The organism is Alphaproteobacteria bacterium, assembly GCA_017308135.1.
GTDB lineage: Bacteria > Pseudomonadota > Alphaproteobacteria > CACIAM-22H2 > CACIAM-22H2 > Tagaea.
In genome coordinates, this window is record JAFKFM010000006.1 from 799,152 (window position 1) to 821,135 (window position 21,984).

The window sequence follows — 21,984 nt, forward strand, 5'->3', positions numbered from 1 at the left end:
CTAAGCGGCGCGCGCGAACCCGGCGCGGAACACGTCCAGCGTGCCGCCCGGCGCTTCGCGATGTTCGATCGTGCCGCCCAGCGACTGCGCGAAGCCTTGCGCGACCGCGTCGCCCAGATGGGATTGCTTGGCGCCCGACGCCGTGCCGTTGGCGGATACGGCGATGGCGAGTTCGACATGCGCCGCATCGAGGCCGCGCACGCCGACCGAGAAGCCCACGCGCCCGCCTTGACCCGCCGCCGACAGCGCGTGCACGAGCAGCGCGTTGGTCATGCGATGCAGACGGCTGGCGTCCGCGATGATGCGCAAGCCGTCGGGCACGTCGAGGCCCAGATCGCACGCGACGTCGAGATCGCGCGCGCGGCCGCGCACGCTTTCGTAGGTGAGCTTCGCCCAATCGCGCGGATCGAGGGCGGCGAGGCTTTGCCCGTCGCTCGACTGCGCCAGCGCCACCCAATCGAGCACGTCGTTCAACGCGCGACCCAATTTGGCGCCGGCCGCGCGCAACGCGCCGATGGCGCGTTGGCGCTGCGTTTCATTGCCGCCGGGGGCCGATAGCGTATCGCTCGCCCAGCGCAGCGCATCGACCGGATCGCGTAGATCCTGGCCGAACCCCGCCAGCAAGCGCGCCATTTCCACGCGCGCGCGGTCGGATGCGTCGGCCAAGCGCATCAACGCGCGCTCGCGCCGATCGATGGCCAAGGCGGCGCCGAAGGCGAGCAACGCCACGAATCCGGCGGCGACGAAATAAAGCCGGGAGCGATCGTCGGATTCGGCGCGCAGCTCCGCTTCGGGCAGCGTCACCGCGACATAGAGGTCGAAGGGGGCGAGGCGTTGCCACGCGATCGCGCTGCGTTGGGGCTGGTCCGCCCGATCGCCCGGCGACAAGCCGGAATCGGCGGCGCGCATGACCGGCATCCATTCGTCGAAATTGGGGTCGAGTGCGATATCCGCGGGCGTGGCACCCGCACGCGCGCGAACCAAACCGTCGCCGCCGACGATCGTGGTGACGGCGCCGGGCAGATTCGCCAGCCGCCCGTCGATGCCGCCGAAACGCGCGATATCGATCGACGCGACGATGGCGCCGCCGAAGCCGCCATCCGGCGCGTCGATGCGCCGCGTGACCTGTACGGTCCAACGGCCCGACACGCGGCCCAGGACCGGCGCGCCGATGAAGAAATCGGTCTCGCCGTCGGCGAGCGCTTTGAAGTGGCGCCGATCGGCGACCGAAACGGGGGCCGATCCCATCGGCAGCGTCGATTGCAGAACGATGCCTTGCGCGTCGGCGACGGAAAGCTGCGCCAATTCGCCGACCGCGATACGCTTCTCGTCGATCAAGCGTTGGAGCGAGAACGCATTGCCGCCGCGCTCGGCGGCGTATTTGACGAGATCGAGCAGCCGCGCCGTCGATGTCACGTAAGCATGCGTCTGCGCGGCCTCGATGCGCGCGAAATGCTTAAGCTCCTCGATCTCGTGCGTGCGCGTCGCGCGCCGGTCGAGCCATGCGCCCGCCAGCGCCAGCCCGAAGACGAGCAGCGTCACGGCGATGGCCATGCCCCACACGCCCGGCAAGGGCAGGCGGCGCAAGGCGGCGGTTTGCGGCAAAGGCGACATCGGCGGGCGGACTGTAAAGGGCAGGGGTTGCGGAACCTTGCCAACCTGCCCGATGGCGCTGAAACCAACCTGAACTTGGGGTCCGAAAAGGCATGATTCCGCATGCCTTATTGCATCGCAGTTGTGCCTGTGGTAGCTACACGCGCGCGCTGGCGGAAGGGGTTTCCTGACCGCCCGTTTTTTTGTTGAGTTTCAATGGGGTTGCGGCCCGTCCGGGCGCCCGCGATCCTGGTCGAAAAGGGAAGCTTCGCTCCGTGGCATCCGATACATCCGTGGCCGCCGTTCTCGCCCAGCGTTACGCGGGCGCGCTCTATGAACTGGCCGACGAGGGCAAGGCGCTGGACGCCGTCCTCGCGGATCTGAAGTCGGTCGAAGCCGCGATGGCCGAATCGGCCGAGCTGCGCCGCGCGATGACCAGCCCCTTGCTGCCGCGAAAGGCGCAGGAAGCCGCCGTTTTGGCGGTCGCCAAGGCGATGGGCGTGGGCGATCTGGTTCGCCGTTTCCTGGGCATGCTGGCCCGCAACCGCCGCCTGGCCGGTTTCACCGCGATCGCCGCGGCCTATCGCGCCATCCTGGCCGACAAGCGCGGCGAAACGACCGCGGAGGTCGTTTCGGCCGTGGCGCTGACCGATTCGCAGAAAGCCGCGCTGGAAGCGGCTTTGGCCGGCCGCGCCGGCCGCAAGATCACGCTCGACCTCAAGGTCGATCCCCGCATCCTGGGCGGGCTGAAGGTGAAGGTGGGTTCCCGCCTCGTCGACGCCTCGCTGCAAGGCCAACTCAAGCGTCTCCACCTGACCCTGGCGGGTCGGGCCTGATATTCCGGAAGAGGGTTCCAAGATGGGTATTCGCGCCGCCGAGATTTCCGCCATTCTCAAGGACCAGATCGCCAAGTTCGACACCGCCGCGGACGTCGCGGAAGTCGGCCAGGTGATCTCGGTCGGCGACGGCATCGCCCGCGTCTACGGGCTGGACAAGGTCCAGGCCGGCGAAATGGTCGAATTCCCCGGCGGCATCAAGGGGATGGCGCTGAACCTCGAAACCGACAATGTCGGTATCGTGATTTTCGGCGACGACCGCGACATTAAGGAAGGCGACACGGTCAAGCGCACCGGCGCCATCGTCGAAACGCCGGTCGGCAAGGGCCTGCTCGGCCGCGTGGTCGACGGTCTCGGCAACCCGATCGACGGCAAGGGCCCGATCCAGGCGACGGCCAAGAGCCGCGTCGAATTGAAGGCCCCCGGCATCATCGCGCGCAAGTCGGTGCACGAGCCGATGCAGACCGGCCTCAAGGCCATCGACGCGCTCGTCCCCGTCGGCCGCGGCCAGCGCGAGCTGATCATCGGCGACCGTCAGACCGGCAAGACCGCCGTCGCGATCGACACCTTCCTGAACCAGAAGGCGATCAACGCGGGCAGCGACGAGTCGAAGAAGCTGTACTGCATCTATGTTTGCATCGGTCAGAAGCGTTCGACCGTCGCGCGCATCGTTAAGACGCTCGAAGATTTCGGCGCGCTGGAATACACGATCGTCGTCGCCGCGACGGCGTCGGATCCGGCCCCCTTGCAGTTCCTCGCCCCCTACACGGGCTGCGCGATGGGCGAATATTTCCGCGACAACGGCATGCACGCCGTCATCGTGTACGACGATCTTTCCAAGCAGGCCGTGTCGTACCGCCAGATGTCGCTGCTGCTGCGCCGTCCGCCGGGCCGCGAAGCCTACCCGGGCGACGTGTTCTATCTGCACTCGCGCCTGCTCGAGCGCGCGGCCAAGATGTCCGACGCCATGAAAGCGGGTTCGTTGACGGCGCTTCCCGTGATCGAAACGCAGGCGGGCGACGTGTCGGCCTATATTCCGACCAACGTGATTTCGATCACCGATGGTCAGATCTTCCTCGAAACCGACCTGTTCTATAAGGGCATCCGCCCGGCCATCAGCGTCGGTCTGTCGGTGAGCCGCGTGGGCTCCGCCGCGCAGATCAAGGCGATGAAGCAGGTCGCGGGCAAGATCAAGCTCGAGCTCGCGCAGTATCGCGAAATGGCGGCCTTCGCGCAGTTCGCGTCGGATCTCGATCCGGCGACGCAGAAGCTGCTGGCGCGCGGCGCGCGTCTGACGGAACTGCTGAAGCAGCCGCAATACTCGCCGCTGCCGGTCGAAGAGCAGGTCGTGTCGATCTTCGCGGGCGTCAACGGCTATCTCGACGGCGTCGAGGTGAAGGATGTCGGCCGCTTCGAAGCCGCGTTCATGTCGGAGATTCGCGCCAAGCATCAGGACATCGTGACCGCCATCCGCAACGATCGCGAGATCAAGCCGGAGACGGACAAGAAGCTGCGCGGCGTGCTCGAAGCCTTCGTCAAGACCTTCGCCTGATCAAGCGCACGAGCTAGGGAAGGGCCGCGAAGGTCATGCCGAGCCTCAAATCACTCCGGATGCGGATCGCGTCGGTCAAGTCGACGCAGAAGATCACGTCCGCCATGAAGATGGTCGCCGCCGCCAAGCTGCGCCGCGCGCAGGAGCAGGCGGAAGCCGCACGCCCCTACGCCGAGCGTATGGGCAAGGTGCTGGCCTCGCTCGCCGGTGCGGCGACGGCCGGCGCCGGGGCGCCCAAACTTCTGAGCGGAACGGGATCGGACAAAGCCCATCTTCTGATCGTCTGCACGTCCGATCGCGGTCTGTGCGGCGCGTTCAACTCGTCGATCGTGCGCCTCGCGCGCGCGGAAATCCGCAAGCTTCAGGGCGAAGGCAAGCAGGTGAAAATCCTGGCCGTCGGCCGCAAGGGCCGCGACGCGCTGCGCCGCGACTACGCCGATCTGATTGTCGGTTCGGTCGATCTGCCGAAGAAGAAGCTCGGCTTCGCTGACGCGCAAGCCGTCGCCACGAAGATCCTGTCGATGTTCGACGCGGGCGATTTCGACGTGGCAGCACTCTACTACGCGCGCTTCAAGTCGGCGATCGCCCAGATCCCGACGCGTCTGCAGATCGTTCCCTTCGCCGCCGAAGCGGGGGCCGCACCCGCCGCCGCGCCGTCGGGTGCCGTTTACGAGTACGAGCCGGAAGAAGGCGAGATTCTCGCCGCCCTGCTGCCGCGCAATCTGTCGGTCCAGGTCTATCGCTCGCTGCTCGAAAACGCCGCGTCCGAGCAAGGTGCGCGCATGTCCGCGATGGACAGCGCCACGCGCAACGCCGGCGACATGATCAAGAAACTCACCCTGAACTACAACCGCTCGCGCCAGGCCTCGATCACCAAGGAATTGATCGAGATCATCTCCGGCGCCGAAGCCGTCTGATTTCCGCACGAGGAGCCCGCATCATGGCGAACAACAAAGTCGGCCGCATCACCCAGATCCTGGGCGCCGTCGTCGACGTCCATTTCGACGGCGAATTGCCGGCGATTTTGAACGCGCTGCACGTCAAGAACCAGGACAAGACCCTGGTCCTCGAAGTGGCGCAGCATCTCGGCGAAAGCGCCGTCCGCGCCATCGCGATGGACACGACCGACGGTCTGGTCCGCGGCGCCGAAGCGGTCGATACGGGTGCCGCCATCTCGATGCCGGTCGGCCCCGAAACGCTGGGCCGCATCATCAACGTGATCGGCGAGCCGATCGACGAGCGCGGCGCCATCGGCGCCAAGCGCACGCTGCCGATCCATCGTTCGGCGCCGGAATTCGTCGAACAGGCGACGGAATCGGAAATTCTGGTCACGGGCATCAAGGTCATCGACCTTCTCGCCCCCTACGCCAAGGGCGGCAAGATCGGCCTGTTCGGCGGTGCGGGTGTGGGCAAGACCGTGACGATCATGGAACTCATCAACAACGTCGCCAAGGCGCATGGCGGCGTGTCGGTGTTCGCGGGCGTGGGTGAGCGTACCCGCGAAGGCAACGACCTTTATCACGAGATGATCGAATCGGGCGTCATCAAGACCGACGGCCCCGGCTCGAAGGTGGCGCTGGTCTACGGTCAGATGAACGAGCCGCCCGGTGCGCGTATGCGCGTCGGCCTGTCGGGCCTGACGGTCGCCGAATATTTCCGCGACGAAGAAGGCCAGGACGTGCTGTTCTTCGTCGACAACATCTTCCGCTTCACCCAGGCCGGTGCCGAAGTGTCGGCGCTGCTGGGCCGCATCCCGTCGGCGGTGGGTTATCAGCCCACGCTGTCGACCGACATGGGCGCCTTGCAGGAACGCATCACCTCGACCAAGAAGGGCTCGATCACCTCGGTGCAGGCCATTTACGTGCCCGCCGACGACTTGACCGACCCCGCGCCCGCGACGTCGTTCTCGCACTTGGACGCGACGACCGTGTTGTCGCGCCAGATCGCGGAGCTCGGCATTTTCCCGGCGGTCGATCCGCTCGACTCGACCTCGCGTATGCTCGACCCGCGGGTCATCGGCGACGATCACTACCAGACCGCCCGCGACGTCCAGAAGGTGCTGCAGACCTACAAGTCGCTGCAGGACATCATCGCCATTCTGGGCATGGACGAGCTGTCGGAAGAAGACAAGCTGGTCGTCGCCCGCGCGCGTAAGATCCAGCGCTTCCTGTCGCAGCCCTTCCACGTCGCCGAAGTCTTCACCGGCACGCCGGGCGTGCTCGTGAAGCTCGAAGACACGATCAAGGGCTTCAAGGAAATCGTGCAGGGCAAGTGCGACGACATGCCCGAAGCCGCCTTCTACATGGTCGGCACGATCGACGAAGCGCGCGCCAAGGCGCGCAAGATGGCCGCGGAAGCCGCCTGAGCATGACCGGCAAAACCAAGTTCGAGCTGGTCTCGCCCGAGCGCCTCGTGCTGTCCGAGAACGTCGACATGGTCGTCGTTCCCGGCAGCGAGGGCGATTTCGGCGTGCTTGCCGGCCACTCGCCGGTCGTCTCGACCTTGCGTTTCGGCACGATCGAAGTTCACGACGACGGCGCGGTCAAGGACCGCATCTTCGTCGCGGGCGGTTTCGCGGAAGTGACGCCGGACGGCGTCACGGTTCTGGCGGAAGACGCGGCGCGCTTGACCGAGATCGACAAGGCCGCCGTATCGTCGGAAATCGAAACGCTGCGCGCCAAGTTGGGTGCGGCGACGACCGACGACGAACGCCAGCCGATCGCGGCGAAGCTCGACATCGCCACCGCGAAGCTGGCCGCCGTCGCCTAAACTTCGGCCTCGCGATGAAAAAGATCCGGACGCCCGCCCGCAAGGCGGGCGTTCGCGTTTCGGCGCCACGGCGGATCGATACGGGCTTTGCGCCCATTCTGGGGCCGAAGCCGCAATTCCTGATTCTCGGCTCGCTGCCGAGCCAAGCCTCGCTCGCCGCCGCGCAGTATTACGCGCATAAGCGCAACGCCTTCTGGCCGATGCTGGGCGCGATCCTGGGCTTCGACGCCGCCTTGCCTTATGCCGCGCGCGTCGAGAAGTTGAAGGACGCGCATATCGCCGTGTGGGATGTCTGCGCGGCCGCCCATCGCCCCGGCTCGCTCGACAGCGACATCGCGCCCGATACGGTCACGCCCAACGATTTCGCCGCGTTGTTCGCCCGCCATCCGACGATCGAAGCCGTGCTGCTCAATGGCGGCACGGCGGCCGATCTGTTCCGCACGCGCGTGGTGCCCGCGCTGGCGGCGTGCCCCCAATGGCATCGCCTGCCGTCGACCAGCCCCGCCCATGCGGGCATGAATTTCGACGACAAACGCGCGCGTTGGGCGGCGGCGTTGGGGCGTTAGGCGACTTCCATCGCGATCTTATTGGCGATGGCGGGGCCGAAATCGGCGAAACGCCTTGCGGGCAAAACGAAGGCGCCGGGCCCGCCGATCACCTCGGCGCGGAAATAGCGGTCGAGCGTGGCGTGGTCGCTCAAAATCGCCAGGGCGTTGATGCCGATTCCCACCGCGACGGCGTCGTCGCGTGCATAGCGCGGAAAGCGGCCTTGGTTGTTCATGCCGTCGCCCGAAACGTCGATCACCCGCCGCTCGGCCAGGAAGGGGATGCGTTCCAGCATCCGCCGCCCGTGATCGATCGCCGCCCCGATCGAGGTCGCGTCGTCGTCGATCAGCCGCTCCAGGCCGGCCAGCGTCGCGGCGAAGCGGGCGAAAGCGGGTTTACCGTCCAGAAGCGTCCAAGGTGTGGCCTCCTTCTGGGCGAACTGGCCACCCCAATGGGTCATGATCACCGCGATGGCCCCGTGCCGGCCGCTCAACGCCGCGCGCTGGACCCGGTCGGTGCGGAACGCATCGGCATAGCCTTGCGCCTGAAGCCGGTATTCGCCGTCGTCGATCGAGCGCGAGCAATCGACCGCCAGAACCAGGGCGACATCGACCCGTCTGGGGGCGGGGTTCTGGGCAAGAACCGGAAACGACAGGGCGGCCGCGCCCAGGGCCAGGCCCCGGACGATGTTCCGGCGCGAGACCCTGGGGGGTGTCGTCGTCACGTGGAACCGCCTTCCGTTCGCCCATGATGGGGGCGGGACGGGCTTTCCTGTCAAGGCGGGCTCCATTTGCCCCGGCGCCTGGAATTTGCGAAGAACACCGGACGTTTAAGCTATCCACAGTCCGGCCAGGGCCAAACCCATTCGCATCGTCCACGTCATCGCTTCGATCGCCGCACGCACCGGCGGCCCCGCCAAGGCCGTGCTGGACATGGCGCGTGCCGTCGCGGCGCGTGGGCATACGGTCGAAATCCAAACGACCGATCGCGCGATGACCGATGCGGAGAAGGCGCTTCACGCGAGCCCCGTCGTCGATCGCGGTGTGACCATCCATGTTCACAAGCAGGGCGTGCCCGCCACGCTCGCCGTCTCATGGCCGTTGGCGCGAGCGTTGGACAAGGCGATCCCGGCCGCCGACGTGGTGCATATCCACTCGCTGTATCTTTTCCATGTCTGGTACGCGGCGCGTGTGGCGCGCAAAGCGGGCAAGCCGTATCTCCTGCGCCCGCACGGCACGCTCGATCCGTTTTTGTGGAAGCGTCATCGCCTGCGCAAATCGGTGATCGAGCTCGCTTTCCAAGATCGCGTCATCGACCACGCCGCCGCGCTGCATTGGACGGCGGCCGAGGAAATGGAACTCGCCGCACCCTATTCGCGCGGGGCCAAGGGCTTCGTCGTGCCCAACGGCATCGATATCGGCGACTACGCCGATTTGCCCGCGCCGGGCGAGTTTTTCGCCAAGCACCCGGAACTCGCCGGCACGAAGCCGGTGCTGTTCCTGTCGCGGCTCAATTTCAAAAAGGGTCTCGACGTTCTGATCCCGGCGTTCCGCAAGGCGCTTGATGCCGATCCCGCGTTACGTCTGGTGATCGCCGGGCCCGATGACGGTTACGAGGCCCAAGCGCGCGCGCTGGTGGCGCAGCACAAACTCGATGACGCGACGACATGGCTCGGTATGCTCACGGGCCGCGACAAGCTCGCCGCTTTCGTCGATTGCGCGCTGTTCGCCTTGCCGTCGTGGTCGGAGAATTTCGGCATCGCGATCGTCGAAGCGATGGCCTGCGGTGCCCCCGTCGTGATTTCCGATCGCGTCAATATCTGGCGCGAGATCGAAGGCGCCGGCGCCGGGCTCGTCTCGCCGCCGGAGATCGACACGCTCGCCGCGCATATTCTATTGCTCGCCAACGATCCCGCACGCGCCAGGCGCATGGGGGCGGCGGGCCGCAAACTCGCGACCGACCGCTACGATTGGGCGAAGATCGGCGCGCAACTCGAAACCCTCTATCGGGAGATCGCGGGCGCATGACCCCCGTCTCGGTCGTCATTCTGACGTTCAACTCCGAAGCCACGATCGGCGCCACGCTTCAATCGCTGGCGGGCCTGACGACCGACGTGCATGTCGTCGACTCGGGCTCGACCGACAACACGCACGACATCGTCGCCGCGTCGGGCGCGCAGCTCGTCCATCACCCGTTCGAGAATTACGGCTCGCAGCGCAATTGGGCGATCGCGAATTTGCCGTTGCGCCATGAATGGCAGTTGCATCTCGACGCCGACGAACGTTTGACGCCCGAATTGAAGGCCGAAATCGCCACGCTGCTGGCGGAACCCGTCGATCCCGCGATTTCGGGTTTCTACGTGCCGCGCCTCGTGCATTTCCATGAGAAGCCGCTGCGCCATGGCGGCATGTACCCGATCTATCACATGCGGCTGTTCCGCACCGGCAAGGGCCGTTGCGAGGATCGCAAATATGACCAGCATTTTTTCGTCGAGGGCGGCACGCGTAATCTTACGCACCCGATGATCGACGATATCCGCCTGTCGCTGACCGAATGGACGGCGCGGCATAATCGCTGGGCGGACGCGGAAGTCGACGAGATCCTCAATCCCGGCGGCGACGGCGTGATTCAAGCCGGCTCCGGCGATCCGGTCGCGGAAAAGCGCCGCGCGCGCGGCTGGTATTATCGCGCGCCCTTGTTCCTGCGCGCCTTCCTGCTGTTCTTCTATCGTTACATCGTGAAGCTCGGCTTCCTCGACGGCAAGGAAGGGCTGATTTTCTACGTGCTGCAAACCCTGTGGTTCCGCTTCCTGATCGACGCGAAGCTCTATGAGCGGCGCAAAGCGATGAGCCGCAAATGAGCGAGCCTTGCCTGTTCTGCGGCGGCGCGACGCGCCCCTATCTCGACGACGTGGTCGATAATCGCTTCGGCGCGCCGGGCGTGTGGCATATCCGGGCGTGCGATGCCTGCGGCGGCCGGCAGACGAGCCCGCGCCCGGACGGCGCGACGCTCAAGCGGCTTTACGAAGCGCATTACAATTACGGCGGCAAAACCGACGGCAACTACGCGTCCGCGCGCGAGAAATTCTTGTTCTCGCCGTTCTACAAATTGTTGCTCGCGATCGACGGCGATATCTCGTTCCATGGGCGCATGGGAACGGGCCGTCTTCTCGATATCGGCTGCAACGAAGGGCGCGGCTTGGCGCTCTACACGCGCAACGGTTTCGCGGCCGAAGGGTTGGAGCTGAATTCCAACGCCGCTACCGTTGCGCGCGCGCGCGGCTTCACGGTGCACGAGAAGCTGGTCGAGGACTTCGCGCCGGCCGAGAAATACGACGTGGCTGTGCTGTCGAACGTGCTCGAGCACACGCTCGACCCGCGCGATGCGCTCAAACACGTGAAGCGCATCTTGAAGCCGGGCGGGCAGGTGTGGATCAGCCTGCCGAATGTCGATTCCGCGCTGGCCGAACGCTACGGCCGCGATTGGGTGAATTGGCACGTGCCCTTCCATATCGTGCACTTCTCCGAAAGCCGGTTGCGCCGCCTGCTGACCGAAACCGGATTTGAGGTCGTGGAGAGCAAAGCGATCACGCCCGCTTTGTGGGTCGCGCAAAGCTGGATCGCGCATCGCTGGCGCAAGAACTTGACCGATGTCGTGCGCTTGCAGCGCAAGGCGCCGCTGGTCGCGGGGGCGATGCTGATCGCGCGCTTCGTGCTGTTCCCGCTGCTGTGGCATTGGAACCGCACCGGGCGCGGCGATTGCCTAATCTTCCGCGCGAAGGCCGTTTGATGCGCGTCTATGTCTACGACTATCCCGGTCACGCCTTTCCCGTGCAGTTGTCGCGGGCTTTGGCGTCGCGCGGGCACGCGGTGCGCCATGTCTGCTTCAAAGCGTTCCAGGCGCCCAAGGGCCCGCTGGAACGGCGCGACGACGATCCGGCGAATTTCGAGCTTGGTTTCACCGAGTTGGACGAACCGTTCGAGAAGCATTCCTTCGTCAAGCGTTGGGCGCAGGAACGCCGCCTCGGTGCGCTGGTGCGCGAAGATATCCGGCGCTGGAAGCCCGATGCGGTGCTCGCGGGCAATGCGCCGCTCGATCCGCAAGCCGGCGCCTTCGCCGGTGCGCGCGATGTGGGGGCGGGCTTCGTCTATTGGCTGCAAGACCTCGTCGGCATCGCGATCCGCAAAATCCTCAGCCGCAAAATCCCGGTCGCGGGCAATGCGGTCGGCCTCTATTACGAGGCGATGGAGGCGCGCTTGCTGCGCCGGTCCGACGCGGTCGTGTCGATCACCGCGGATTTCGAGCCGCTGCTGAAATCCTGGCAGGTGCAGAACGTTCACACGATCGAGAATTGGGCCGCGCGCGAAGACATTAAAATCGCGCCGCGCGACAATGCGTTCGCGCGCGAACAGGGTTTGGTCGGTAAGACCGTGTTTCTCTACTCCGGCACGCTGGGCATGAAGCACGATCCGAGCCTGCTGCGCGATCTGGCCCTGCACTTGCCCGAGGCGATCATGCTGGTGATTTCCGAAGGGCCGGGGGCGGATTGGTTGAAGGCGCAGAACTTTGCCAATCTGCGCGTGCTGCCGTTCCAACCCTTCGCGCGTCTGGGCGAAACGCTGGCGAGTGCGGACGTGCTGGTCGCAGTGCTGGAACCCGATGCCGGCATCTTCTCCGTGCCGTCAAAGGTGCTGACCTATCTTTGCGCCGGACGGCCCATTCTGGCGGCGATTCCGCCCGAGAACCTGTCGGCGCGCATCCTGGTGCGCGAAGGGGCGGGGCTGGTCGCCAACCCGGCCGATCGGGCGGCATTCCTGGACGGTGCCAAGTCCTTGGCCGCGAACCCGGAAACGCGGGCGGCGATGGGCGCCAAAGCGCTGGACTACGCGCGGCGAACCTTCGATATTGCGACGATATCCGCCCGATTCGAGGCGATTTTGAAGGGTGTGGTTCGCGCCAAGCCATGACCGGTTTCGATCCCAAAAGCTTCTATCAATCGGAATTCGTCGAGCATCGCGCCGTCGCGGAAGCGACGCATCGCGCGCTGGAGGAATCCTTCGTCCGCCTGCTCGCGCAATCGGTCGCGACGATCCGCAACGGCGGCAAGATCCTGTTTTGCGGCAACGGGGGCTCGGCGTCGGATGCGCAACATTTGGCGACCGAACTGACCGTCCGCTACGTCAAGAACCGCCCGGCCATCGCCGCGATCGCGCTGACGACCGATACCTCGGCGCTGACCGCGATCGGCAACGATATCGGGTTCGAATATCTGTTTTCGCGCCAGGTCGAAGCGATCGGCAAGCAAGGCGATCTGCTGATCGGCATCTCGACCTCGGGCAATTCGCCCAATGTGATCGAAGCGTTCAAGATCGCGCGCAAGATGGGCATCACCTCGGTGCTGTTCGGCGGCAAGGGCGGCGGCCCGGCGCTGCAACATGCCGATATCGCCTTGATCGTGCCGTCGAACACCACGGGCCGCATTCAGGAAATGCACATCACGCTCGGCCAGATGCTGTGCGGCGGCTTGGAATTGGCGCTGGGCATCGCCGACGGCCCCGCCACGCATCAGTCGCATTCGTCGTGACCGCGAACGCCGATCTCGCCGCCCTGGTGCCCAAGCTGAAGGGTGCCCGCGTCGTTTGCGTGGGCGACGTGATGCTCGACCGTTTCATCTACGGCTCGGCCGATCGCATTTCGCCCGAAGCGCCAATCCCTGTGCTGCGCATCGAACGCGAAGTCGCGATGCTGGGCGGGGCGGGCAATGTCGTGCGCAATATCGCTGGGTTGGGCGGCTTGCCCGAATTCGTGTCGGTCGTCGGCCAGGATCCGGCCGGGCGCGAAATTATGTCGCTGGTCGGCGCGATCGAGGGCGTGGAACCCCATCTGCTGAACGAGCGCGGCCGCGTGACCACGATCAAAACGCGCTTCGTCGCCGGACACCAACAGATGTTGCGTGCCGATCAGGAAACCGCCGCCCCGATCAACGATTCGACGGCCGAGGACGCGGCGCGGCTGGTTTGCCAGGCGCTGAAGGAATGCCCCGTCGTCGCGATTTCCGATTATGCCAAGGGCGTGCTCGTGCCGCGCGCGGTGCAAACGATCATCGCGGCCGCGCGCAAGGCCAAGCGCGTGTCGATCGTCGATCCCAAGGGCCGCGACTATACGCGCTACAAGGGGGCGACGATCCTGACCCCCAACCGGCGCGAACTCGCCGACGCGACGGGCCTGCCCTGCGACGACGACGCCCAGGTCGAACGCGCGGCCAAGAAAATCATCAAGACCGCCGAATGCGATTACGTGCTGGTGACGCGCGGCGCCGAAGGCATGAGCCTGATCCCCGCGCGCGGCAAGGTGCATCATCTGCCGGCCTTGGCGCGCGAGGTCTACGACGTGTCGGGGGCGGGCGACACGGTCGTTGCGACACTCGCGACCGGAATCGCGGCGGGCCTGACACCGCTCGAAGCCGCGCGCCTCGCCTCGGTCGCGGCGTCGGTCGTGGTCGCGAAAGTCGGCACGGCGGTCGCGTATGGCGCCGATCTGGTGCGCGAGTTGCGCCACGACGATCTTGCCAGCGGCGAAAGCAAACTCGCGACGTTGGATCAAGCGCAGGACCAGGCCGAACGCTGGCGCCGCCAGGGCTTGAAGGTCGGCTTCACCAACGGGTGTTTCGATCTGCTGCACCCCGGCCATGTGTCGCTGATCGGCCAGGCGCGCGCCGCCTGCGACAAGCTGATCGTCGGCCTGAACGCGGATTCGTCGGTGAAGCGCTTGAAGGGTCCGACGCGGCCCGTGCAAACCGAAGCCGCGCGCGCCGCCGTGCTCGCGTCGCTCGGCAACGTGGATCTCGTCGCGATCTTCGCCGAAGACACGCCGATGGAGTTGATCAAGGCGATCCGCCCCGACGTGCTGGTGAAGGGGGCCGACTACACCAAGGACAAGGTGGTCGGTGCGACCGAGGTCGAAAGCTGGGGCGGGCGCGTCGTGCTCGCCCGGCTGATCGAAGGCCAGAGTACGACCAACACCCTTAAAAAAATCGCGCGCTAAACGCCCGGGTCGAGAACCCGGCGCAAGCGGTCGGCGGCAAGGCGCGCGAAGCGCAAGGTCAGCGCCTTGCGCCGTGCCGCCGGCATTTTCTCGGTCGCCTGCAACGGCCGGCGCAACGCGGCGTCATAGGCGTCGGCGACGTAAAGCCCCGGTTCGGGCGGCAGCAGATCGAACGGAAAATCCTCGGCGACCGCGAAGGCGAACAGGTCGCACCATTCGAGATATTCCGGCCATTTGCGGTCGGTGCGGAAATCCTGCGCCGAGGATTTGATCTCGATCAGCAGGAAGCGCCCGTCGTCGGACAGCGCCATCAGATCGGCGCGCCGTCCGCTTGCCAGCGGAAATTCCGCGAGGCTGGTCCAGCCTTCGCGGCCCAACGCGCGGGCAAGGCCGCGCGCGATACGCCGGGCGAGGAGTTCGTCGTCGGTGGGCGGAAGTTCGGACGCGCTCACATGAAGCCGGCTTGGCGCATCAGCAGGAAGATGTCGCGCTGGGCCTTCGCCTTCTCGGTCGGATCGGAGATGTCGGCGACGACCTCGCCCTCGAAATTCGGGCGCTTCAGCTTGTCGATGATGATGCCGCGTGCCAGATCCGACGCTTTGCCCGGCGGCAGCGACGTGGGCAGGCAAAGCTTCATCAGCATCATCGTGCGCAAACGCAAGGGTCGCGAGGGATCGTCGATCTTCTCGAGAATGCGCTCGGCCTTGATGTAGTGCAGCAGCAGATCGTCGAGCCGCGTGCAGACCCGGTCGGCGAATTCCAGCGGAATGGGTGCGGCGCGGAACTCGTTCCACACTTGGGTGATCGCGGCCATGCGTTCGTTCGGGGGAACGCGCGCCTTGGCGATATCGGCGATCGATTCGACTTTCACGAACATGTCGTCGATCAAGCCGAAGGATTCGTTCGGGTATTGCTTGCCCGTCGCGGTCTGCGTCAGCGCGATGCAGAACCGCGCCTTGCGCGACGGGTTCAGCATCACCATCGCGATCCAGCCGGCCGCCGCGCGGAAACCGGCGCTGCCGCCGCGATTCATGATCCGCGATTTGCGCTGGACGAGCGCTTCGATCATGTCGGTGCCGCCGACGATCTTGCCGTTGTCGGGCACCAGCCGGTCGAGCAATTGGCGGAAACAGGGCACTTCCTGTTCCGGGTCGCTGCGCATCAGCGGGTTCGTGCCCTGCAATTGCAGGCGCACACGCTCCATCAACACGCGGCCGGTATTGGGCAATTTGCCGTTGACGATCAGGCGGCCGATCTTGACGGCGCGATCCTCCTCGGCGGCGTCGGCTTCGGCGGCGGCGGCCGCTTTGGGGCCATCCACACTGGGGGCTGCCGCACCCGGCGGGGGCGCGTCCCATTTGCCTTCGGCGAGATCGAGCAGGCGCGACAAGGCGGCGAACAGATTGGGCTGATCGCCGAGCAATTCCTGCACGACTTCGGCGGCCCCCAGCACGTCGCAGACGAAATCGTCGAGCAACTGGGCGGCCTCGTCGTCCTGGCTGTCGTCGGCCCACATCAGCGCGCGGTCGAGCTTGCCGATGAAGCTGCGGATGTCGATCAGATCGCGGCTGACGGCGGCGCGGAACAGGAACTCGGCGTTGCCCTTATCCTCGCCCGCTTTGGGCGCGATCTTCTTCATCACCTCGTCGACGCCCAGCAGCTTGATCGAGGGCAGCGGCGAGGAATCGATATCGCGCACGCGATCCGACATTTCCTTGAGGAATTTATAGAGCGTGTCGCGCCGCTGGGTCGCGTTCATGCCGCCCGCTTGGGCCTGCAACGTCGCCAGCATGCCGATGGCGCTGGTCATCAGCGAATCGGAATCCTGCAGGCGCTTGAACTCGCGATAATTGTGCATCACCTCCATCGGGGTGATGTTCTGCTTGTCGAAGTACTGCCGGAACAGGCGGTTCAGCACCATGCGCGAGGCCATGCCGTAGCAATCTTCGACTTCCTCGCACATCGGCGCCGCATCGACCGGTACGATCTGGACCTTCTCCTCGCGCTTTTCCTTGGTCTTGGAAAAGACGACGGATTCGGAGGTGTTGCCCGACGAGCCTTTGCGTTCCCGGACGACTTTGACGCCGAAAACGTCTTTTTTCTCCAGCATCTTCCGCGCGAAAGCCTCGGCCTCCGATTGGGAGCCGATGCTGGTCTCGATCATCCAGCGATTGTCGCGCAGGCAGTGGATTTCGAAGTTTTCGGATTTGAACATCGTTACGCGGTCCCGGTACGCCGAAAGGGATATTACCGGCCCGGCTTCCGGCAGTAAAATGTTGGGGTTGAAAATTCGTCGAACGGGAAAATTTGCCGAGAATGCTCGAAATCACGCGTATCCCGGTCCTGAAGGACAACTATGTCTGGCTGCTGCGCAGCGGCCAAACGGTCGCCGTGGTCGATCCGGCGGTCGAAGGACCGGTTGTGGCCGAACTGGACCGCGCCGGGTGGCGGCTCACCCATATCCTGAACACGCATCACCACAACGATCATGTCGGCGCGAACCTGGCGTTGAAGGCGCGTTATGGCTGCCGGATCGTCGGGCCGCTGGCCGATCGCGACCGGATTCCGGGCATCGATCTGGCGCTGGCGGAGGGCGACACGATCACCTTGGGCGACGCGACCGCGCGGGTCTTCGACGTGCCGGGACATACCAGGGGCCATATCGCCTTCTGGTTCGCGGACGGCAAGGCGCTGTTCTGCGGCGATACGCTGTTCGCGTTGGGCTGCGGCCGGTTGTTCGAAGGCACGCCGGACCAGATGTGGGCCTCGCTGCTGAAATTCCGCGCACTGCCGGACGATACGCGCGTCTATTGCGCACATGAATACACCCAATCCAATGCGCGCTTCGCCGTGACCGCCGATCCCGCCAACGCGGCGCTGGCCGCAAGGGCGGGGGAAATCGACGCCGCCCGCGCCAAGGGTGAGGCGACCGTGCCCTCGCTATTGGGGGTGGAGAAGGCGACGAATCCCTTCCTGCGCGCCGACGATCCGGCCCTGGCCGCGGCCTATGGCCTGCAAGGCCGCGATGCGACGGCGGTTTTCGCGGCGATTCGTTCGGCCAAGGATCGCTTCTAAACCGCAGATGGCGTATTATCCTCGGCTGGTATTCCAGCGTTCCTATTAGGGTTCGTATTTCGGCGTGAGCAGCGAGTATCGCATCGTCTTCTTCGAAGACCGGGAAATCGTCGTCGCGCTGATCGAGCACGCGCGCACCCAAGGCATGAAATTGCCGCCCGGCCGCGTGGTCAAAATGGCCGTGGATCGCGCGTCTTTCGCGGTGAAGCTCGTCTACGCCAAAAAGGGCGAGCCGCCCAAGCATGTCGAGTTCGACGCCTCGGCGCTGTCGCAAGCGATGATCCGCCACTGCAAGGGCACGGGCATTCCGCTGCCGATGCGCGCGCGCAAGGAATTGCGCTTCGTCGACGGGCGCATCGCCTTCGTCGTGCAGCTGGAACGCCCGGCGACCGACGCGCTGATCCCGCTCGAATACGTCAACAAAGCCTCGGCTTAAGCCGCTTCAAATACGATGACGCCGCCCAAGGCGGACGCGGGCACGACGACGCGCCCGCGCGCGGTCTGGCGCCCCGCCGGTGCTTTCGTCAAATCGCGGCAGGCCAGCGTATAGCCGGCGATCCACGGCAAGGCGGGCGGATCGATGCCGAACGCGGCCTTTGCGGCGGTGGCGTCGCGGAACACCAGATCGCCGCGCGCGCTGGCGATGCCGGGGGCACCGTCGATCGCCGTCGCGGGCAACCCGGTATAGCGCGCGAAACGCGCGGCTGCTTCGGTGGGGTCCGCGACGCAAAGATGAACGTGGGTCAGCGCATAAGCCGTGTTGGGATGTGCGATCCAGCGCGCCTGCCATAAATGCTCGGGCGTTTTGTGCTCGACGAATTGCACCCGGCCTTCCGGCATCGCGCCGGCGACGGTCCGCACCACGGAGAACCTTGCGGTACGCGGGCCGGAGGGCGTTTCGATTTCCCGCTGCAAGGCGACGGGATCCAGCGGCGCGAAGCCTTCGCGCGCCAGCCTGGCGTGCTGGGCGTCGGGCTCGACCGTGCCGAAGGCGATCAGATGCACGCCCGTATAACGCGCGATACCGGCGCGCAGCGTCGCGGCGTTTGGCGTATCGCCGATGGGGGCGAGGAATTCGAGATAGCCGCGTTCCAGCATCGCGCAATGATTGCCGGTTCCCGCCGAGATGGGCGGCGCTTCCGGATTCGCGCGGGTGAATTGCTCGGAAAACGGCGTGGGTGCGAAGCCGAGCCGCACGAGTTCGTCGAAGGCCGCCGCGCGATCGGGCACCCAATGCGCGATGTGATCGACCGCAAGCGTGCCCGAAGCGGGGCGTTGAAAACCGCCGAAATCCATATTCAAAACCCGATCAAGCCGCCGCGATGGGCGAGGCGCCGCGTGGCAATATCGTAGCGCATCAGATCTTCGCCGATGACCGCCGGGCCCTTATAGGTTTGGCGCACCGCATCCAATGCGGCATTGCGATCGAAGCGCACCGGCACGAAATGATTGAGCAGCAGGCACGCGACATCGGCTTCCTTCGCCACGCGGCCGACGTCTTCGGGCGGTGTGTGATAGGACCGCACCGCATCGATCGTCGCGGCGGCGCGCACGCCGGGCACCGGCTTCATCTCCGCATGCAGGAAGCATTCGTGGACAAGCACATCCGCCCCCTTGGCGGCGGCGATCAGATCCGGACAATAGGCGGTGTCGCCGCTGAACGCGGCTTTCTGCCCGTCGGCCTCGATCACGAAGCCGAACGCGTGTTTGACGGGTTGATGCGCCACGGGCACGACGCGCACTTGCGCGTCCCCAATGGCGATGACGTCGCCCGCGACCATCTCGGTCGTTTCGATCTTGAAGGCTTCGGTCGAAGCGCGTTTCTCGTGCGCGATGCGTTGCGCGCGCTCCGCCGCCCATAGCGCCATCGTGCCGTCGACGAAATCGCGCGTCCCCGGCGGGCCGAAGACGCGTTGCGGCCTATCGCGGCCTTGATGCCAGCTGGAAATCACCAGCTGATAGAAATCGACCAGATGGTCGCTGTGGAGATGCGTGAGGAACAACGCGTCGATCGCCGCACCCGATGTGCCCGCTTCGACCAGACGCTGCGTGACCCCGGAACCGCAATCGATCAGGATGCGCGCATTCCCGCCGATGGCGAGCGTCGCGGGGCCCCGGCGATCGGGATCGCATTGCGGGCAGCCGGTTCCCAGAAGAACGATTTCCAAGGTTACTTCCCCAATTCGCGCAACGCCGCGATATCGGCGGCGACCGCGTCGAGCCGATTTTCCGCGAAAGCGCATTCCAGCCGATAGGCGATCGCACTCGCTTCGGCCATGCCGAACGTGCCGCCAGCACCCTTCAAACGATGCGACGCGGTTTCGGCGGCCTTGTTGTCGCCGGCTTTCCACGCGGCCTCGATCTCGTCGATGCGCGCGGGGTAACGCTGGCGGAAGCGCGCGATCGCCGCGGCGACGGGATCCTCGGCGTCAGACATCCAGCTTGGCCCAGATCGCGCGCAAACGGTCGGCCAGCGCCAGCGGATCGAAGGGTTTGGCGACCACGTCGGCCGCCCCCAGCGCGTGCCAGCGCACGATCTCCTCGGGCTGGACCTTCGCGGTCATGAACACGATGGGCAATTTCGCGGTCGTGGGGCGTGCGCGCAAACTCGCGAACAGCGTGGGGCCGTCCATCGCGGGCATCATCACGTCGATGACCGCGAGCTGCGGCGCGAAGGCGTCGACCCTGCGCAAGGCTTCGCCGCCCGACGCGCAGGCCATCACCTCGAACCCGCCGACCGTGCCCAGCGCCATCTCCGCGATCTCGCGGATATCCGGGTCATCCTCGACCAGCATCACTTTCCGCAAGGGCGCTTTGCTCATGCCGATCTCTCCGCTTCGGCGGTCGACAACTCGATCGTGAAGGTCGTGCCCGTCCCCATTTCGGTTTCGAACGAAATGCGCCCGCCCAGTTTATCGACGATCGCCTTGGCGATCGACAAGCCCAGCCCCGTGCCGCCGCGCGCACGCGTGTCGCCGCTATCGGCTTGGGCGAAACGCTGGAAGACTTGGCCCCGGAAGGCGGGCGGAATGCCGGGCCCGCGATCGGATACGGCGATGCGCCAATGGTCGCCGCCGCGCCGCGCGGCGAGTTCCACGCGCTCGCCCGCCGGCGAGAACTTCACCGCGTTGGACAGAAGATTGTGCAGCACCTGGATCAGGCGATGCTCGTCGCCCCACACAAGCGCTTCGCCCGGCACGTGGCCGGTGCGCGCCACATGCACGCCGCGCTTCAACGCCATCGGGCCGATTTCGCGCGCCGCGCGGTCGAGCAGCGCGTCGAGCGGGACGGGGACGAGTTTGAGATCGTCGATCGGCGCTTCCAGACGCTGGACCTGGAGAAGATCGTCGACGAGGCGGGCGAGTCGCTCGGCGTTGCGGTTGGCGATATCGACCAATTGGCGCGCCTTGGGCGCCATGTCGCCGGCCGTTCCGGCCCCCACCAGCGCCAGCGCGCCGGAAATGGAGGTGAGCGGCGTGCGCAATTCGTGGCTGACGGTCGAAACGAAATCGGCTTTCGCGCGGTCGGCGGATTTCTCGGCCGTCACGTCCGACAGCACCAGCAGGCGGCCGCCTTCCGGCGTGTTCGCCTCGCGAATCAGAATCGTGCGCCCGTCGGTCAGCGCCAATTCGCGGCGTTGCGTCGCCATGCGGCGCTCTTCGCGGCGGCGTTTTATATGCGCGTCGATCCCGGCCGGATCGTTCAGAATGCCGGCCGCGTGCGCGCGGCGCAGCACCTCGTCGAACCGCGTGCCGGGCACGAAGACGTCGGCGATTTGCGGGAACATCGCGCCGACGCGCGGGTTGGACATCGCCAGCACGCCGTTCTCGTCGTAATAGATCAAGCCGTCGCTCATGGTGTCGAGCGCCAGGCGCCAGCGCTGCGCGTCCGCCGCGCGTTTCTCCGCGTCGCGCGCGTTCATCCGCAACGCGAGAACGAGAAGACAGGCGAGTACCGCCCCCGAAATCGCCAGCCAGATCAGTTTCCGATCGATATGGATTTCGTGCTCGTTTTGACGGCCGATCGCGGCGGCGCGCTCGTCCGCGATCAGCTGCCGCACGGCGTCGACGACCCGACTACCGTTGACGCGGTAATCGGGCTGCGCGATCCGATCCAGCGCTTCTTGGGTACGGCCGAGGCGGTCGAGTTCGCGGAACTCGCGCCAGACTTCGATCCCGCGCACGATCATCTGCGCCAGCGGTTCCACCGGCGGATCGCCGGGGCGGGTCAAGTCGCGCAGGTTCTGCATCGCCACTTGCAGCCGCGCGACGGCGTCGTCGAAGCGGTCCCAAGCGCGCGGCCCCGGATCGCTCAACCCGTCGCGCATGGTCAGCGCCGCGGCCTGGATACGGCCTTGCAGATCCTCGACCGCCGCCAGCCGCACGAACCCGGCCCGTGCGGCCTCCGCCGCCGCGCGCGTTTCGCGATGGATCTCGACCCCGATCCACAAAGCCGCCAGGCCGGGCAGGGCCAGAGCCGCCAGGGTCAGGGCGGCGCTGCGATCGCCGAGCCATTTGCGCGGATTGAACATTCCGGAGGCAAGCCTAGAGCGTTTCCGGTCCGGTTGGA

General features: G+C 66.0%; 22 protein-coding genes. 14 read left to right on the top strand and 8 right to left on the bottom strand.

From position 1 onward, the window contains the following. Positions 1-1,605 (bottom strand): hypothetical protein, encoded by a 1,605-nt coding sequence (locus J0H39_04280; protein ID MBN9495952.1) that lies wholly within the window; start codon positions 1,603-1,605, stop codon positions 1-3. 263 nt (positions 1,606-1,868) lie between these two features. Here J0H39_04280 and J0H39_04285 point away from each other — a divergent pair, with 263 nt between their 5' ends. The 6 genes from J0H39_04285 to J0H39_04310 are packed head-to-tail and all read left to right on the top strand — an operon-like array spanning position 1,869 to position 7,316. Then, positions 1,869-2,429: a F0F1 ATP synthase subunit delta gene (locus tag J0H39_04285; GenBank protein MBN9495953.1), complete on the top strand. Its 561-nt coding sequence runs from the start codon at positions 1,869-1,871 to the stop codon at positions 2,427-2,429. Between the two features lie 22 nt (positions 2,430-2,451). Further along, a complete protein-coding gene (locus J0H39_04290; protein ID MBN9495954.1) occupies positions 2,452-3,981 on the top strand; it encodes a F0F1 ATP synthase subunit alpha in 1,530 nt (509 codons plus the stop codon). Positions 3,982-4,016: 35 nt separating this feature from the next. After that, entirely contained in the window at positions 4,017-4,898 is an 882-nt protein-coding gene (locus J0H39_04295) for a F0F1 ATP synthase subunit gamma (GenBank protein MBN9495955.1), read from the top strand. 23 nt (positions 4,899-4,921) lie between these two features. Continuing rightward, complete coding sequence (atpD, locus tag J0H39_04300; GenBank protein MBN9495956.1) at positions 4,922-6,346, top strand: F0F1 ATP synthase subunit beta; 1,425 nt, start codon at positions 4,922-4,924, stop codon at positions 6,344-6,346. Between the two features lie 2 nt (positions 6,347-6,348). After that, a complete protein-coding gene (locus tag J0H39_04305; GenBank protein ID MBN9495957.1) occupies positions 6,349-6,750 on the top strand; it encodes a F0F1 ATP synthase subunit epsilon in 402 nt (133 codons plus the stop codon). A 14-nt stretch (positions 6,751-6,764) separates the two neighbouring features. Continuing rightward, on the top strand, positions 6,765-7,316 hold the full coding sequence (locus tag J0H39_04310) for a DNA-deoxyinosine glycosylase (protein ID MBN9495958.1): 552 nt from the start codon (positions 6,765-6,767) through the stop codon (positions 7,314-7,316). On the opposite strand, the gene J0H39_04315 is transcribed toward J0H39_04310, so the two are convergent. Beyond that, positions 7,313-8,020 (bottom strand): DUF1194 domain-containing protein, encoded by a 708-nt coding sequence (locus J0H39_04315; protein MBN9495959.1) that lies wholly within the window; start codon positions 8,018-8,020, stop codon positions 7,313-7,315. The genes J0H39_04310 and J0H39_04315 overlap by 4 nt on opposite strands. A 208-nt stretch (positions 8,021-8,228) precedes the next feature. On the opposite strand from J0H39_04315, the gene J0H39_04320 reads away from it, so the two are divergent. From J0H39_04320 to rfaE1, 6 genes are read left to right on the top strand one after another with little or no spacing between them, the layout of a single operon-like run. Continuing rightward, positions 8,229-9,323, top strand: coding sequence for a glycosyltransferase (locus J0H39_04320; GenBank protein MBN9495960.1), 1,095 nt, complete (start codon positions 8,229-8,231; stop codon positions 9,321-9,323). Continuing rightward, on the top strand, positions 9,320-10,156 hold the full coding sequence (locus J0H39_04325; protein ID MBN9495961.1) for a glycosyltransferase family 2 protein: 837 nt from the start codon (positions 9,320-9,322) through the stop codon (positions 10,154-10,156). The genes J0H39_04320 and J0H39_04325 overlap by 4 nt, the downstream gene beginning before the upstream one ends. Then, a complete protein-coding gene (locus J0H39_04330) occupies positions 10,153-11,085 on the top strand; it encodes a methyltransferase domain-containing protein (protein ID MBN9495962.1) in 933 nt (310 codons plus the stop codon). The genes J0H39_04325 and J0H39_04330 overlap by 4 nt, the downstream gene beginning before the upstream one ends. Further along, positions 11,055-12,263: a glycosyltransferase family 4 protein gene (locus J0H39_04335; GenBank protein ID MBN9495963.1), complete on the top strand. Its 1,209-nt coding sequence runs from the start codon at positions 11,055-11,057 to the stop codon at positions 12,261-12,263. The genes J0H39_04330 and J0H39_04335 overlap by 31 nt, the downstream gene beginning before the upstream one ends. Further along, positions 12,260-12,880 carry a D-sedoheptulose 7-phosphate isomerase gene (locus J0H39_04340; protein MBN9495964.1) on the top strand — a complete coding sequence of 207 codons (621 nt, stop codon included), beginning with the start codon at positions 12,260-12,262 and terminating at the stop codon, positions 12,878-12,880. The genes J0H39_04335 and J0H39_04340 overlap by 4 nt, the downstream gene beginning before the upstream one ends. Beyond that, the gene (gene rfaE1, locus J0H39_04345) at positions 12,877-14,340 is read left to right on the top strand and encodes a D-glycero-beta-D-manno-heptose-7-phosphate kinase (protein ID MBN9495965.1); all 1,464 of its coding nucleotides are present in this window, start codon (positions 12,877-12,879) and stop codon (positions 14,338-14,340) included. The genes J0H39_04340 and rfaE1 overlap by 4 nt, the downstream gene beginning before the upstream one ends. Here the strand turns inward: rfaE1 and J0H39_04350 are convergent. Beyond that, a complete protein-coding gene (locus J0H39_04350) occupies positions 14,337-15,698 on the bottom strand; it encodes an MmcB family DNA repair protein (GenBank protein ID MBN9495966.1) in 1,362 nt (453 codons plus the stop codon). The genes rfaE1 and J0H39_04350 overlap by 4 nt on opposite strands. Before the next feature lie 958 nt (positions 15,699-16,656). Between J0H39_04350 and gloB the strand changes: the two genes are divergently transcribed. Both gloB and J0H39_04360 read left to right on the top strand, forming a co-directional pair. Next, positions 16,657-17,415: a hydroxyacylglutathione hydrolase gene (gloB, locus tag J0H39_04355; GenBank protein MBN9495967.1), complete on the top strand. Its 759-nt coding sequence runs from the start codon at positions 16,657-16,659 to the stop codon at positions 17,413-17,415. A gap of 64 nt (positions 17,416-17,479) precedes the next feature. After that, positions 17,480-17,851 carry a hypothetical protein gene (locus tag J0H39_04360; GenBank protein ID MBN9495968.1) on the top strand — a complete coding sequence of 124 codons (372 nt, stop codon included), beginning with the start codon at positions 17,480-17,482 and terminating at the stop codon, positions 17,849-17,851. On the opposite strand, the gene J0H39_04365 is transcribed toward J0H39_04360, so the two are convergent. The 5 genes from J0H39_04365 to J0H39_04385 are packed head-to-tail and all read right to left on the bottom strand — an operon-like array spanning position 17,848 to position 21,946. Continuing rightward, complete coding sequence (locus J0H39_04365; protein MBN9495969.1) at positions 17,848-18,711, bottom strand: VOC family protein; 864 nt, start codon at positions 18,709-18,711, stop codon at positions 17,848-17,850. The two genes, J0H39_04360 and J0H39_04365, sit on opposite strands and share 4 nt — an antisense overlap. A gap of 2 nt (positions 18,712-18,713) precedes the next feature. After that, complete coding sequence (locus J0H39_04370) at positions 18,714-19,583, bottom strand: MBL fold metallo-hydrolase (GenBank protein MBN9495970.1); 870 nt, start codon at positions 19,581-19,583, stop codon at positions 18,714-18,716. A gap of 2 nt (positions 19,584-19,585) precedes the next feature. Then, the gene (locus J0H39_04375; protein MBN9495971.1) at positions 19,586-19,852 is read right to left on the bottom strand and encodes an Hpt domain-containing protein; all 267 of its coding nucleotides are present in this window, start codon (positions 19,850-19,852) and stop codon (positions 19,586-19,588) included. After that, complete coding sequence (locus J0H39_04380; protein ID MBN9495972.1) at positions 19,845-20,237, bottom strand: response regulator; 393 nt, start codon at positions 20,235-20,237, stop codon at positions 19,845-19,847. The genes J0H39_04375 and J0H39_04380 overlap by 8 nt, the downstream gene beginning before the upstream one ends. Next, entirely contained in the window at positions 20,234-21,946 is a 1,713-nt protein-coding gene (locus J0H39_04385) for a PAS-domain containing protein (protein MBN9495973.1), read from the bottom strand. Before J0H39_04385 ends, J0H39_04380 begins: the two co-directional genes overlap by 4 nt. Positions 21,947-21,984 lie beyond the last annotated feature (38 nt).